At 61.4% G+C, this 13791-nt stretch carries 7 protein-coding genes; 2 read left to right on the top strand and 5 right to left on the bottom strand.

Annotated elements, in window-relative coordinates; all coding sequences use genetic code 11:
• Positions 1–29: 29 nt before the first annotated feature.
• A complete protein-coding gene (locus tag JSS27_18395; protein ID MBS0210918.1) occupies positions 30–1310 on the bottom strand; it encodes an MFS transporter in 1281 nt (426 codons plus the stop codon).
• Positions 1311–1584: 274 nt separating this feature from the next.
• On the opposite strand from JSS27_18395, the gene carB reads away from it, so the two are divergent.
• A complete protein-coding gene (carB, locus tag JSS27_18390) occupies positions 1585–4842 on the top strand; it encodes a carbamoyl-phosphate synthase large subunit (protein MBS0210917.1) in 3258 nt (1085 codons plus the stop codon).
• A gap of 817 nt (positions 4843–5659) precedes the next feature.
• Here carB and JSS27_18385 read toward each other — a convergent pair.
• A complete protein-coding gene (locus JSS27_18385; protein MBS0210916.1) occupies positions 5660–6133 on the bottom strand; it encodes a hypothetical protein in 474 nt (157 codons plus the stop codon).
• Positions 6134–6518: 385 nt separating this feature from the next.
• Here JSS27_18385 and JSS27_18380 point away from each other — a divergent pair, with 385 nt between their 5' ends.
• Positions 6519–8246, top strand: coding sequence for a glycosyltransferase family 39 protein (locus JSS27_18380; protein MBS0210915.1), 1728 nt, complete (start codon positions 6519–6521; stop codon positions 8244–8246).
• Positions 8247–8480: 234 nt separating this feature from the next.
• On the opposite strand, the gene JSS27_18375 is transcribed toward JSS27_18380, so the two are convergent.
• The 3 genes from JSS27_18375 to gltX form a co-directional block, all read right to left on the bottom strand.
• Complete coding sequence (locus tag JSS27_18375; protein ID MBS0210914.1) at positions 8481–10244, bottom strand: carbon starvation protein A; 1764 nt, start codon at positions 10242–10244, stop codon at positions 8481–8483.
• Between the two features lie 196 nt (positions 10245–10440).
• On the bottom strand, positions 10441–12141 hold the full coding sequence (locus tag JSS27_18370) for a glutamine--tRNA ligase/YqeY domain fusion protein (protein ID MBS0210913.1): 1701 nt from the start codon (positions 12139–12141) through the stop codon (positions 10441–10443).
• 24 nt (positions 12142–12165) lie between these two features.
• On the bottom strand, positions 12166–13734 hold the full coding sequence (gene gltX / locus JSS27_18365; GenBank protein ID MBS0210912.1) for a glutamate--tRNA ligase: 1569 nt from the start codon (positions 13732–13734) through the stop codon (positions 12166–12168).
• Between the last annotated feature and the right edge of the window lie 57 nt (positions 13735–13791).

The following is a 13791-nucleotide window of genomic DNA, read 5'->3' as shown; positions in this document are numbered from 1 at the left end:
GCGGACCTGTGCGGCACCGGTAACCTTGACTACTCGGGCAACTCTTGCCCACGCGTCTCGGGCAAGAACGCCAGCAAAACCAGACCGACCAAAAACCAAAGGCCGAGAATGCTGACCGCGGCGCGCAGATCGAGCGCGGGGTGGGCCTTCAATTCGGCCGACATCCATAACATCGAAGCGGCCAGCAAGCGCCCGCCGTTAAAGCAGAAGCTCGAACCGGTCGCGCGCAAGTGAGCGGGAAACAGTTCCGGGAAATAAACCGCGTAGCCAGCGTGCAGGCCGATGACGAAGAAACCAAACACCGGCAACATCATCAGCAATTGATCGTACGTCTGGGGTAAGTAACACGTGGCAGGAACAATCAACAACGCCCCCAAATGCATCAGGGCAAAAGCGCGTCGACGTCCCAGCCAAACCGCCAGCGGGCCGAAACATAGTTGACCGACGCCGGCGCCACAGGCTTGGACAAAGCCATAGGCGAACTTCGCCTGTTGGTCCGCTTCGGTTTGTGCGACACCTTGTTTGATGAGCATAAGCTCGGCAAGATTCTGGCCGGCCACGGCGACGCCCCAATAGGTGCCCAAGCCGACCGCGGCCAAGCACATGCCGAGAATCGCCGGACGGGCCCAACGTCGCACGCCGAGCAATTCGCTAAAACTGCCCATCTGTCGTTGTTGCTGCTCGGCCTGTTGCCAACTGTCGGGCTCTTCGACCTTGCTACGTACCCAAACGACCAACAGCGCCGGAACCAGACCGAGCAAATAGGCGTAGCGCCAATCGCTTCCCACGGCCCAGCCGGCGAGAAACGCCAGCCAGGTGCCCAAGATGCCAGTGGCGTGAAAGATGCCGCCAGCTTGCGCGCGAGCGCGCGGCGGAAAGACTTCGGCCACCAGCGCCGCCGCGACGGCCCATTCGCCACCGACCCCCATCGCGACCAGAAAGCGCAGCACGCCGACATGCCAAATATCCGTGGCGAAATAGGTGAGGCCCGAGAACAGCGAGTAGCAAAGGATCGTGATCGCCATCGTCGGTTTGCGTCCAAGCCGATCGGCCAGTGAACCGAACAGCACCCCCCCCAGCGTGCCGCCGACGAGGAAGATGGCCAAGAACCGATCGCCCCACAGTTTTACTTCAGGCGAGTTGGGCGTTGAGTTGAGCAATTCGGTCAACATCTGCCCACGAGTGATGTTGAATATTTGGCCTTCGAATGTGTCGAAGACCCAACCGGCCGAAGCGATCAGCAGCACCAGCCATTGATAGCCGGTGACTTCCTGATACCAACGCGAAGTAGCGGGGGGCTGATGGTTCACCGCGAGCTCGCCAAGCAAAGAGGAATCGCCGCCGACGCGCGAGCGCGCAACACAGGGCGCAAACGCGATGCGGCCGGCCCCCGAATCATTATTTCGATTTCAAAATAAGTCAAGCGCGATCCGCGCAGAAATTACATTTCGCGTTAGCCCCTTGAACGCTAGCGGAGGGTCATGGTAAGTTCGAGAAATTTTATGCCGAGGTTCGGCGAGCGCTAGGAGTCTGCGCGCTCATGGGGAGCCCGGCAGCCGGTCATTGCAGAAGGGATGTCGCTCCGTGCCTCGCCGTAACGATCTGCACAAGATTCTGCTCATTGGTTCCGGCCCGATCATCATTGGTCAGGCCTGCGAGTTCGACTATTCGGGGACGCAAGCCTGCAAGGCCTTGCGCGAGGAAGGCTACGAAGTCGTCCTCATCAACTCGAACCCGGCCACGATCATGACCGATCCGGCCACGGCCGACCGGACGTATATCGAGCCGTTGACCTGGGAGACGGTGGCCAAAGTGATCGAGGTCGAACGCCCCGACGCCATTTTGCCGACGCTCGGCGGGCAGACCGGTTTGAACCTGGCTATGGACTTGGCCCGGCACGGCGTGCTGGAAAAATTTGGCGTCGAGATGATCGGTGCGCGCCCCGACGTGATCGCCAAGGCCGAAGACCGCGCCTTATTTAAGAAGGCGATGGAAAAGATCGGCCTCGAAGTCTGCCGCGGCCGCACCGTTTACTCGATGGACGAAGCCCGCGAGGTGATGCAGGAAATCGGGCTGCCGATCGTCATTCGCCCCAGCTTTACGATGGGGGGCAGCGGCTCGGGCGTGGCCCACAACCGCGAAGAGTTCGACGTCATGGTCTCGCGCGGCTTGGAGTTTTCGCCGATCCACGAGGTGCTGCTCGAAGAGTCGATCCTGGGCTGGAAAGAATACGAGATGGAGGTGATGCGCGACGTCGACGACAACGTCGTGATCATCTGCACGATCGAGAATTTCGACCCGGTCGGCGTCCACACCGGCGACTCGATCACCGTGGCGCCGGCCCAGACGTTGACCGACAAAGAATATCAGCGGATGCGCGACGCGTCGCTGCTGGTGATTCGCGAGATCGGCGTCGAAACCGGCGGCTCGAACATTCAATTCGCAACCGACCCGACCAACGGGCGGATGATCGTCATCGAGATGAATCCGCGCGTCAGCCGCAGCAGCGCCCTGGCCAGCAAGGCGACCGGTTTTCCCATCGCCAAAATCGCCGCCAAATTGGCCGTCGGTTATCGGCTGCACGAATTGTCGAACGACATCACTCGCGAGACCAAGGCCTGCTTCGAGCCGACGATCGACTATGTGGTGACGAAGATTCCGCGGTTCGCCTTCGAGAAATTCCCCGAGGCCGACGCCAAGCTGACGACCCAGATGAAGAGCGTCGGCGAGACGATGGCCATCGGCCGCACGTTCAAGGAATCGTTTCAAAAAGCGCTGCGCGGTTTGGAAGTCGGCAGCTTTGGCTTTGGCTGCGACGCCAAGGACTTGTGGGGGACGATTCAACAGCCGTCGCGCGAGGAGATTCGCGCCAAGCTGGCCACGCCCGGCTCGGAACGCGTCTGGTATCTGCGTTATGCGTTCAAGCTGGGGATGACGATCGACGAGATTTACTCGCTGACCTGGATCGACCCCTGGTTCCTGGACAACTTGCAGCAACTCGTCGAGTGCGAAGAAGAACTGCGCCGCGTGCCGGGCTTGGCCGAAGTCGGCACCGAGCTGCTGCGCAAGGCCAAGCGGTTTGGCTTCTCGGATCGGCAGCTTTCGACCCTTTGGCACACCACCGACATGGCCGTGCGCGCCGAGCGCAAGAAGCGCGGCATCATCGCCACGTTCAAGTCGGTCGACACCTGCGCCGCCGAGTTTCAGGCCTACACCCCCTACTTCTACTCGACCTACGAGGACGAGGACGAAACACCCGCCAAGCCGGCCGACACCAAGCGAGTGATTATTCTCGGCGGCGGCCCGAACCGCATCGGGCAAGGGATCGAGTTCGACTATTGCTGCTGCCACGCCAGCTTTGCCCTCCGCGAGCTGGGCATTGAAAGCGTGATGATCAACAGCAATCCCGAAACGGTCAGCACCGACTACGACACCAGCGATCTTCTGTTCTTCGAGCCGCTGACGACCGAGGACGTATTGAACGTCTGCGACCGCGTGCAGCCGGACGGCGTGATCGTGCAGTTCGGCGGCCAGACGCCGTTGAATCTGGCCCGGGCGCTGGCCACGGCCGGCGTGCCGATCATCGGCACCAGCGTCGACACCATCGAAGACGCCGAAGATCGCGAGAAGTTCCAGCAGTTGCTCCACCGCCTGGGCCTGAAGCAGCCCCCCAGCGGCATCGCCCGCACCATGGAAGAAGCGCGCCAGGAAGTCCTGCGCGTCGGCTTCCCGTGCCTGGTCCGGCCGAGCTTCGTGCTGGGGGGCCGGGCGATGGAGATTTGCTACGATCATTCGCAATTCGAGCGCTACGTCGCCGAGGCGTTCGTCGTCGCCCAGGGGCAGCCGGTCCTGATCGATCAATTCCTCGAGGACGCCATCGAAGTCGACGTCGACGCCATCGCCGACGGCCAGCGCTGCATCGTGGCCGGCGTGATGGAACACATCGAAGAAGCCGGCGTTCACTCGGGGGATTCGGCCTGCGCCATTCCGCCGTTCAGCCTGCCCGGCCCGGTCGTTTCGGAAATTCGCGAAGCGACGATCCGCCTGGCGACGGCCCTGAAAGTGCGCGGGCTGATGAACGTGCAATACGCCGTCAAGAAAGAAAACGGCCACGACAATGTCTATGTCCTGGAGGTGAACCCGCGGGCCAGCCGCACCTCGCCCTTCGTCAGCAAGGCGACGGGCATGGCGTTGGCCAAGGTGGCGGCCAAGGTGATGGTCGGCGTCTCACTGGCCGATCAAGGGATCGACTCTGATCCGATCCCCAGCCACGTCTCGGTCAAGGAAAGCGTCTTCCCGTTCATCAAGTTCGTGGGGGTCGACATCGTGCTGGGCCCCGAGATGAAATCGACGGGCGAGGTGATGGGCGTCAGCGAGCGGTTCAGCATCGCTTTTGCTAAAAGCCAGTTGGCCGCCGGCGTGGTCTTGCCGACCGAAGGAAACATCTTCATCAGCCTGGCTTCGACGTCAAAGAAGCACGCCGTCCGCTTGGGACGCCACCTGATCGATCTGGGCTTTCAGTTGCTGGCCACCGAGGGAACGGCTCGGGCGATGCGCGACGCCGGCATCGAGGTGCAAGAGCTGAAGAAGCTGCAGGAAGGGCACCCGAACTTGCTCGACTACCTGATCGACGGCAAGGTGCAGATGATCATCAACACCCCCAGCGGCAAGGGGGCCCGCACCGACGAAGGAAAGATTCGGGCGGCGTCGGTATCGCACGGCGTGCCGTGCATCACCACGATCCAAGCGGCCGACGCCGTGATCTGGGCGATGGAAGCCTTGCGCCAAGAAGAATTGACCGTGCAAGCGTTACAAGATCGGTTCCCCGTGGCGGCGCAGTAGCGCGGGGAAGCGGTTTAGTTCGGCTTTTGTCCAAAGCGAAACGGTTGATTAGGTCTGTTGTGCCGGTGGGAATATGCCCTAGTCAAGTCGTTAGAGTCCTAATTCTTGGACCTCCGCGATTCGGGGCGAAATCAACTCATTCGCACTGTTCATCGAGGCCGTCGTTGTGTTAGCGACGCAGTCGCCTTCGCCGATGCTTCAGCGACCCGTCCAAGTGCTTGAGTGTATTTCCACAATGTTTGCAGCAGCGGTGGTCTGCAAGCTTGCGCTTATTTGTTACGTACACGGCGGGCGTAACGATCTCTTCTCGGTCATCGAAATCGCCGCCCAGCAGCTCTCCTGTTATGCGAACACCGAGATACGTAACTACCCCTGCCGGGATCGACAAAAACTTGCCCAAAGGGCCGCCTCCGAAAAACAACAATGCGCCTGTGGACACGCCAGTCGCAGTTGCTCCTCGGTCCCCCATCCAACCGTGGATCTTTCTTGTCTTCGCAGGTTCTGAAATCCTGCGTTCGTCACAGTATTGAGCAACCATTTTCGTGCATTTGGAGCACACTAGCTTGCCATGCTCCAAGCATTCTTTGTGTCTGCACTCAAACCCTGGCTCATCGCGCGAAAGTCCTCGGTGGCAAATGTGGCAAAAAAATAGGCCGCAATTAGTGCAGTGGAACGCGCTTTTGTCGACCAGCCACGCACATGCTGGGCACTTCTCTTCAAGCAGCGCGTTCTTGCCGCGTTTTTTTGTGCGGATTGATTTCGTTTTTATTGCGATGTTATTCATCCGTAAATACTCCAATGTTGCGTGGACTGCGAGTTACGATTGATCAGAACGTCTTGGTTTGCGGCGTCTAGATGGTCGCCGCCCCTTCTTCGAAGCTTTCGTTGAATCCGGTGCCAACTCCTGAGACGGTTGCAATTGTGGTTGCGGATCGAACGCCTTCCGCAAAAGATTCATGGTCGCGCCGATCAAACTGAGACCGTAAGCACTACATCCAATCGTGCCTGTGGGAATTGCGGCAAAAGCCGACGCAATCGCTGCAAGAGCGAATTCCCCGCCTTGCTTCGCAAGAGTTTGCTTTATGGTCGCGATTTCCTCTGCAGACGCATGCTCATAAAATTCCAGTCGTTTAGTAGCTTCTCGAGAGAGAGGCTTGCTATTGCGTTTGCTTTCCCACCTCGCGATGGTTGGCTGCTCGACGGAAAGTAAAATCGCAAACTCGCGCTGAGTAATATCGAGCTTTTCTCTTATTGTTCTGATGCGATTGGCGGTAAACGATGCATCGGACATAGAATACTCCAATGGCTTTTGATACGCCAAGTCACAACGCACAATAGAACCCATAATATATCTCGTGTCGATTGTTTTGCAAGTAGCGAGCTAAGTCTCGGGTGGTGCCGATGGCTTGTCCATCGGTGTTGCGAAGCATCAAGAAACATTGATCGCCCCGTCGCATAGCCCCAACAAGTCCCAGCCGCGGCCCGAGTTTCCTGCAGCCCTTGGCCGCTCAGGTGTATTCGCCTGGGCTGCCTATGTTACGCCAAATCCCCCGCCCCGATCTACCTGGTCGTTTCCTAACTGCCGTTGGAGCTTGCGGCCTGCCAGCGTAAATTACCGCTCGCAGATTGTTGGCGCAGCCGCTGCGCCCTCGCTCACGCTAGCAAGGATGCGATGCATGAACGTTCGCTGGCACGTCCCGTGTCTGTACCTGGTATCGGCCCTGGTCTATTTCACCTGCCTGGGGAGCACCACGTTCTGGGACGAGGACGAAACGATCTACGGCACCATCGTGCATGAGATGCGCGAGCGGGGCGACGTGATCGTGCCGACGTTCAATGCCCGTCCGGCTACCGACAAGCCGCCGTTGTTCTACTGGCTGTGCATGGCCTCGTGCCAGGCCTTGGGCGAGAACGAGTTCGCCATGCGGCTCGTGTCGGCGCTGTGCGCTTTGGCGACGACCCTGTTGATGTACGACCTAGGCAAACGGTTGTACAACGCTCGGGCGTCGTTCTGGGGGGCGCTCGCGCTGTTGGGAAGCTTAAACTGGGCGCTGTCGGCGCGAGCGGCGACGATCGACGCGCTGTTGGTGCTGTTGTGCGCCTTGACGATGTACGTGTTCTATCGCGCCGGCGGGTTGACCCAGGCGGCGATTTCCTGGCGGGCGAGCGCCCTGATGTACGGCGTGATGGGCGTCGCCACTTTGGCCAAGGGGCCGGTCGGGTTCGTGCTGCCGACGCTGGCGCTGATGATCCTGAAGCTCTGGCAGCGCGCCGCCGATGACAATGCCGCGCCGCGGAATTGGCGCGCACGCATCGTGGCGCTGCTGAAGGCCGTTTCGCCGGCCCGCGTGTGGAGCGTCGGCTGGGCGCTTAGGCCGTTGACGGCCATTGGCATGATCGTACTGGTGGCCGGGCCGTGGTTCGTCTTGGTGGGCATCGCCACTGACGGTGCCTGGCTACGGGGCTTTTTCGGCGAACACAATTTTCAGCGCTTCGTGTCCCCCAATTACAACCACTCGGGCTCGGTGTTTTATCACCTGATCGGCGTGATGGTCGGGATGTTCCCCTGGTCGATTCTGTTGCCGCTGGCCCTGGTGCGCCAGGCAGGTCGCGTGGCCCGGCGCGACGTGGCCCGCGGGGCCGATATGTTCCTGCTGAGTTGGGCCGCCGCGTACGTGGTCTTCTTTTCGTTGTCGAGCACCAAGTTGCCCAATTACGTGCTGCCGGCCTATTTGCCGCTGGCCCTGACGATTGGCGTGCTGGTCGATCGCTGGCTGGGGCAAGCGGCCGAGGTGGATTTGGCCTGGAAGCGATTCGGCATGCACGCCCTGGCGATTGGCGGGGCGGTGTTTTGCGTGGTCCTGCTGGGCGTGGCTCAGGTGGTGATGAAGACCGATTACCAGATTGCGCTCGTCGGCTTGATTCCCGTGGCCGGCGGGTTGATTGCCTTTGAACTGTGTACCCGCAAGTACCAGCAAGCAGGCCTGGCGGTGTTCGCCGTGGCGTCGACGTTGTTTATCATCGTGGCGTTCACGTTCGTAGCCCAGACCGTCAATCGCCATCACACCGGCCCGCAGCTTGCTCGCGATTGGCGCGCGGCGGCCGGCCCCGAGGCCAAACTGGTCGCCTTCCGGCACCTGGATTCGAGCCACGTCTATTACGCGGGGAGCCAGATACCCGAGTATTTCACGGTGCCCGAGATCGTGCAGTATCTGGCCGAGCACCCGGGCGCGTACGTGCTGACCAAGGAAGAAGAAGCCGACGCCATTGCCGTGGCCCTCCCCGAGGGGATGCGCGTCGTCGACCGCCGCCGGCGGTTTCTGCGCCCGGGCGAGTTGGTGTTGTTCGGGCCTGAGAAAGATACGAGCGTGCGAGCGGCGACAGCGAGCACGGCGCGACGGTGAGCGGGTCTTCCAACCCTCGCCCCTTGCGGGAGCCGCAGTCTCGCGCGGCATGAAGGCAACCCTTCTCCCACCGGGAGAAGGTGGCGGCGGTAGCCGACGGATGAGGGTCCACGTGGCCCGATGTCATGCTTTCCACTTGGTCGACGTTGACCCTCATCCGGCCTTCGGCCACCTTCTCCCGGAGGGAGAAGGGTTAGCGCGCGCTCGGTGATTATGGTGGATAGCGTGGGCGTCTTACGACGCAGCGCTGGTCGCTGGCAGCGTCTCGCGGCTGCTCCGATCGTCGTCGCCACGGGAGCCGAGGACCGCGATCACGGCTTCGACGAGCATCAGCGCCGCCAGGGCCAGCAGCACCAGCCCGATCCAAGGGATTGGATCGCTGGGGGCGACGAACGCGCCGTCGACGCGGAATTGCCGCCAGGTCATGTCGTACAGGGCCCAGGTGCTCATCGTGTACATGAACGCGGCCGGCAGACCCGTCACCAGCCAAACCCAAGCGGCCCGGCGCGTGCGCCAGAGCCAAACGGTGATGCCCATCAAGGTCAGCGCCGCCAGCAACTGATTGCTCGCCCCGAACAGATCCCAGAACAAGCGCCAGACCGGCTGCGGCGAATCGCTGGGATGACGCAGCAGGAAGAAGACCGGAATGCCGGCCGTCAGCCCGGTGCCCAGCCAGCGGCCCACGCTCCCTTGCATGCCCGTCAGTTCCTGGATGATGTACCGGCCCAGTCGCGTGCAAACATCGAGCGTGTCGTAGACGAAGGTGGTGAACGCCATCAGGGCGAACGAAATGCCGAACGCCTTGGGGATGTACATCACCGAAACGAAATTGCCGATGCCTTGCGAGTAGATATGATCGGGCGACGGCTTGGCGCCGCCCAACTCGGGCGCGCCCTGAGCGAACATCATCACGCAGCACAACGACACAATGGCCACCATCGCTTCGAGCAGCATGGCCCCATAGCCGATCGTTCGCGCGTCGGTCTCGCGCGAGAGCTGCTTGCTGGTCGTGCCCGAGGCAATCAGCGAGTGAAAGCCCGAGCAAGCCCCGCAGGCGATGGTGATGAACAGAATCGGGAAGATGCTGCGGGTTTCTCCCTTGGCGTTCAGTACGTCCCAACCCAGGAAAGCCGGATATTTGATCTCGTTGCCGCCGGCGATCAGGCCAATCGCCCCAGCCGCTAGCGCCACGTACAGGAAGTAGCCGCCCAGGTGCCCGCGCGGCTGCAGCAGCGCCCAGACCGGCACGACGGCGGCAATCAGGCAGTAGAACAACAGCGCGACGTCCCACACCTTGTGAGCCACGGCGGGCTGGACGTTCAAGATGGCTGTCAGGTCAAAGGGGATTTGCTGACCCGCCCAGATCGCCACGCCGACCAGCGGCAAGAAGATGACCGTGGCCAGGTTGAGCGAGAGCTTCGTGTAACGGAGCAGCAAGCCCATGATGACCGGCAGCACCAGATAGAACATCGACGAGGTGGCGATACCGGCGCCGCGCACGGTGACGCCGTTCTCGATCACCTGGTCGCGGATGAACGCCGAGGCCGTGATGTCGGTGAAGGCGACAATGATGTAGATCAGCGCAATCCAAACGAACAATAGGAACAGCACGTACGAGCGCTGGCTCATGTGGTCGCGGACCACTTCGGCGATCGAGCGAGCCTTGTGACGAATCGAGGCGGTCAGCGCCGCCATGTCATGCACGCCGCCGATGAAGATCGAGCCAACCAAGATCCAACACAGGGCCGGCACCCAGCCGAACATCAAGCCCGCCAGAATCGGCCCCACGACCGGCCCCGCGGCCGCGATGGCCGAGAAGTGTTGCGAGAGCAGAAACTTCGGCTCGATCGGCTCGTAGTCGACGTCATCGCGCAGCTCGACCGCCGGCGTCGGGCGCGTGGCGTCCAGCTTGAACAGCCGCGTCAACAATCGGCCGTAGGTGAAGTAAGCGACCGTCAAGATGACAGCCGACGAGACGACAACGACGAGCATATTCATGACAGGTGCCTCGGTCTGTATCGAACCCTTCTCCCCCGGGGAGAAGGTGGTGAGCGCAGCGAACCGGATGAGGGTCACGCCGCAATCTCGTGCGACGTCTTCACCCTTCCCCCTGCCCCTCCCTGAAAGGGAGGGGTGTTTATCTATCAGCTCGCAACGCGCCTAGTTAATGGTGACCATCACGCGACGGGATCGATTACTTCTTTCCGTCCTGTTTTTCGATTTTAGCCCAACTGTCACGCAATGACACGATCCGGTTGAAGATCAACGCCCCGGGCTGGGAATCGACCGAATCGAGCCAGAAATAGCCCAGTCGCTCGAACTGGTAGCGCTCTGCCGGGCTGGCCTGAGCCAGGCTGGGTTCCAACTTGCAACCCTTCAAGACCACCAGCGACTCGGGATTCAGGTTCTGCTTGTAATCGACCCCGGCCGGCACATCCTCGGGATGCGGCTCGCGGAACAGGTGGTCGTACTGCCGCACTTCGGCGTCAATGGCATGGGCGGCCGAAACCCAGTGGATGGTCCCCTGCACCTTGCGGCCGTCGGGGGCGTTGCCGCCGCGCGTGGCCGGGTCGTAGGTGCAGCGCAGCTCGACGACCTTGCCCGACGAGTCCTTGACCACTTCGTTGCAGGTGATGAAGTAGCCCCACCGCAGGCGGACTTCGCGCCCCGGCGCCAGTCGGAAGAACTTCTTGGGCGCTTCCTCGCGGAAGTCGTCCTGCTCGACGTAGATCGTGCCCGAGAACGGCACCTGCCGCGTGCCGGCGCTGGGATCTTCGGGGTTGTTCACCGCGTCCAGGGTTTCGACCTGCCCGGCCGGGTAGTTGGTGATGGTGACCTTCAACGGGTTCAATACGGCCATCACGCGCGGGGCGCGTTTGTTGAGGTCTTCGCGCACACAGTTTTCGAGCACCGCCAGATCGATCACACCGTCTTGCTTGGTGACGCCGATCTGGGCACAGAACGCGCGGATCGCCTCGGGCGGATAGCCGCGACGACGAATGCCGGCAATCGTCGGCATCCGCGGATCGTCCCAGCCACGGACGAAGTTCCCTTTGACCAGTTCGAGCAGCTTCCGCTTGCTCATCACCGTGTAGGTCAGGTTCAAGCGGGCGAACTCAATCTGTTGCGGCTTGTAGAGCCCGAGCGCGTCGATGTACCACTCGTACAACGGGCGATGGTTCTCGAACTCGAGCGTGCAGATCGAGTGAGTGATCTTCTCGAGCGAGTCGCTCTGGCCGTGCGCCCAGTCGTACATGGCATAGATGCACCACTCGTCGCCAGTCCGGTGGTGATGGGCGTGCAAAATGCGGTACATCACCGGATCGCGCATGTTCAAGTTCGGCGACGCCATGTCGATCTTGGCGCGCAGCGTCCGCGAGCCATCAGGGAACTCCCCTTTCTTCATCCGCTCGAACAGGTTCAGGCTTTCAGCCACCGGGCGATCGCGGTACGGGCTGTTCTTGCCTGGCTCGGTCAGGGTGCCGCGATGCTCGCGAATCTGGTCGCCGGTCAGGTCACAGACATACGCCTTGCCCGCCTTGATCAGTTGGACGGCCCAATCGTAAAGCTGCTGGAAGTAGTCGCTGGCGTAGTAGAGCCCGTCCCATTCAAAGCCCAGCCAGCGGACGTCGGCCATGATCGACTCGACGTATTCGACTTCTTCCTTGGTCGGATTGGTGTCGTCGAAACGCAAATTGCACTTGCCGCCGTAATCGCGGGCAATGCCAAAGTTCAGGCAGATGCTCTTGGCATGGCCAATGTGCAGATAGCCGTTCGGCTCGGGCGGAAACCGCGTGTGGACGCGCCCCTGAAAGCGGCCGCTGGCGTTGTGCTCGTTGACGATCGTCCGAATAAAGTCGACCGACTGCGGACGCGCCGATTCTTCCGTGCTCATCGTGTAGCTATCCTCGGTCCTTTTCTAAGAGCGAACCGCTCCCAACTTGTCGAGCGTGGCGTCGATGCGGGCGAGCGCCTTGTCGCGCCCCAAGATCGCCAGACAGTCGTAAATGCCCGGGCCGATCGCTTGTCCCGTCGTCGCTAATCGCAACGAGTGAACCATGTCGCCGATCTTCTTTCCTTCGCGGGCCAGGAACTCGTGCATCGCGTGTTCCAGCGTCGGCGTGTCGAACGGCTGGACCTCGGCGATTGCGTCGCGGAACTTGCGCAGCAGGGCTTGCGCCTCGGGCGAGCCCAAGCGTTGTTGCAGGGCCGCTTCGTCGTATTCCAGTTCATCGGTCAGAAACAACTTACCGTAGAACAGAATGTCCCCCGAGACCTTCAACCGGTCGCCGGCCGCCGTGACGATTTGCGTCAACAACGGCCCGACGCTGCACGGCGGCGGATCGCTGACATAGCCGGCCCGCTGCAAAAACGGCAGCATTTTGGCGACCTTCTGCTTGATCGGCAATTGCTGATAGTAATGGTCCTGGAACGATTGCAGCTTCTTGGGGTCAAAGCTGGCCGGCGCCTTGTTCACCCGCTCGAGCGAAAAGTTGTCAACCATTTGCTGCCGAGTCAGGAACTCGGTCTTGTCGTCCAGCGACCAGCCCAGCAGCATCAGGTAGTTGATAATCGCATCGGGCAGATAGCCCACCTGCTCGTAGAAGTCGACAATCACCGGGTTGAACGTCTCGGCCGACGGGGACAGCCCGAGCGCCCGCGCGATGGCCTGCCCGTGTTCGTTCACTTGGGCAAAGTCACGGTTCTTCAGATACTTGTCGAGCTTCCGCTTGCTGAGCTTGTTCTTGCTGCCCGGCTCGGCCACGTAGGGGAGGTGTGCGTAGACGGGCAACGGATAGCCCAGCGACTGGGCGATGAACACTTGCCGCGGCGTGTTCGACAGGTGCTCCTCGGCTCGAATCACGTGCGAGATCTGAAAGTCAAAGTCGTCGACCACGCTGGCCAGGTGATACAGGCAACTGCCGTCGGCGCGCTGAACGACGTGATCTTGCTCGTTGGTCCACTCGAACGACACCTGGCCGCGAATCTGGTCGTCAATCACCAGTGTGCCTTCACGCGGCATCTTCAGTCGCACGACGCCCGAGCGCCCTTCGTTCTCGAACCGTTGGGCCGCGGCCTCGGTCTCGGCCATCCAGCGGCGGCTGTAGACGAAGGATCGCTTCTCCTTTTCGGCGGCTTCGCGCTCGGCTTGCACCTCGGCCGGCGTGGCAAAGTCGCGATAGGCGTGCCCCGAGGCGAGCAGTTTGGCCACGGCCGCCTGGTACTGGTCGGTGCGTTGTGACTGGAAATACGGGGCGTGAGGGCCGTCAACCTCGGGGCCTTCGTCCCAGTCGATGCCCAGCCAGCGAAAGCCGTGCAGAATGGGGGCGAGGGCGGCTTCGACGTTACGCTGCTGATCGGTGTCGTCAATGCGCAACAGGAACTGGCCGCCGTGTTTGCGCGCGAACAGCCAGTTGAACAAGGCCGTGCGCACCCCCCCGATGTGCAAATAACCAGTCGGGCTCGGGGCAAACCGCGTGCGTGCCATTGATGTCCTTCAGTGCAATGACTGCCAAAGGCAATCGGAAACACCCCTCCCTTCCAG

Source organism: Planctomycetota bacterium (genome assembly GCA_018242585.1).
GTDB lineage: Bacteria > Planctomycetota > Planctomycetia > Pirellulales > PNKZ01 > JAFEBQ01.
The sequence above is the reverse complement of the archived record's forward strand: the minus strand, read 5'-3'. Positions and strand labels throughout refer to the sequence as shown.

Coding starts and splice junctions, on each gene's coding strand:
- JSS27_18385 (MBS0210916.1), bottom strand. CDS start 6,133: ATGTCCGATGCATCGTTTACCGCCAATCGCATCAGAACAATAAGAGAA.
- JSS27_18380 (MBS0210915.1), top strand. CDS start 6,519: ATGAACGTTCGCTGGCACGTCCCGTGTCTGTACCTGGTATCGGCCCTG.
- JSS27_18375 (MBS0210914.1), bottom strand. CDS start 10,244: ATGAATATGCTCGTCGTTGTCGTCTCGTCGGCTGTCATCTTGACGGTC.
- JSS27_18370 (MBS0210913.1), bottom strand. CDS start 12,141: ATGAGCACGGAAGAATCGGCGCGTCCGCAGTCGGTCGACTTTATTCGG.
- gltX (MBS0210912.1), bottom strand. CDS start 13,734: ATGGCACGCACGCGGTTTGCCCCGAGCCCGACTGGTTATTTGCACATC.